General features: G+C 66.0%; 1 pseudogene. It reads right to left on the bottom strand.

What is annotated here, in order from left to right:
- Positions 1–35: 35 nt before the first annotated feature.
- Positions 36–1144 (bottom strand): annotated as a pseudogene (locus EOA29_RS37280) (ATP-binding cassette domain-containing protein); the annotation flags it as partial.

The raw sequence follows: 1144 nt of genomic DNA, 5'->3' as shown, positions 1-1144 counted from the left end.
GAATTGCATCGTCCAAAAAGCCCATGCAGGCGCCATCACTCAGCCGCTTCGCGCTTGCCTCCGGGGCGCCGTTCCAGAAGCTCCTTCAGGAACTGGCCGGTGTAGCTGCGCTTCTCGCGCACGATCGCTTCCGGCGTGCCGGAGGCGACCAACTCGCCGCCGCCGTCGCCGCCCTCGGGGCCGAGGTCGAGCACCCAGTCGGAGGTTTTGATGACTTCGAGATTGTGCTCGATCACCACCACCGTGTTGCCCTGGTCGACCAGCTCGTGCAGCACTTCGAGCAGCTTGGCGACGTCGTGGAAATGCAGGCCGGTGGTCGGCTCGTCGAGGATGTAGAGCGTCTTGCCGGTCGCCTTGCGCGACAGCTCCTTAGCGAGCTTGATGCGCTGCGCCTCGCCACCCGAAAGCGTCGTCGCCTGCTGGCCGATATGGATGTAGCCGAGGCCGACCTGGTTCAGCGTCACCAGCTTATCGCGCACGCCGGGCACCGCCGAGAAGAAGTCGACGCCTTCCTCGACCGTCATGTCGAGCACATCGGCGATCGACTTGCCCTTGAACAGCACGTCCAGCGTCTCGCGGTTGTAGCGCTTGCCGTGGCAGACGTCGCAGGTGACGTAGACGTCGGGCAGGAAGTGCATCTCGATCTTGATGACGCCGTCGCCCTGGCAGGCCTCGCAGCGGCCGCCCTTGACGTTGAAGGAGAAGCGCCCCGGCTGATAGCCGCGCGCCTTGGCTTCGGGCAGGCCGGCGAACCAGTCGCGGATCGGCGTGAAGGCGCCGGTATAGGTCGCCGGGTTGGAACGCGGCGTGCGGCCGATCGGCGACTGGTCGATGTCGATGACCTTGTCGAGGAACTCCAGCCCCTCGATGCGGTCATGCTCGGCCGGATGCTCGCGCGAGCCCATGATGCGGCGCGAGGCCGCCTTGAACAGCGTCTCGATCAGGAAGGTCGACTTGCCGCCACCGGAAACGCCGGTCACGCAGGTGAAGGTGCCCAGCGGAATCTCCGCCGTCACGTTCTTCAGATTGTTGCCGCGCGCGCCGACGACCTTGATCCGCCGGTTCTTCTTCGCCTCGCGGCGCAGCTGTGGCGTCGCCACTTCGAGCTCGCCCGACAGGTATTTGCCGGTGATCGAGGCGGGGG

It is taken from the genome of Mesorhizobium sp. M1E.F.Ca.ET.063.01.1.1 (genome assembly GCF_003998155.1).
GTDB lineage: Bacteria > Pseudomonadota > Alphaproteobacteria > Rhizobiales > Rhizobiaceae > Mesorhizobium.
This window is presented reverse-complemented; position numbering and strand designations above follow the sequence as displayed.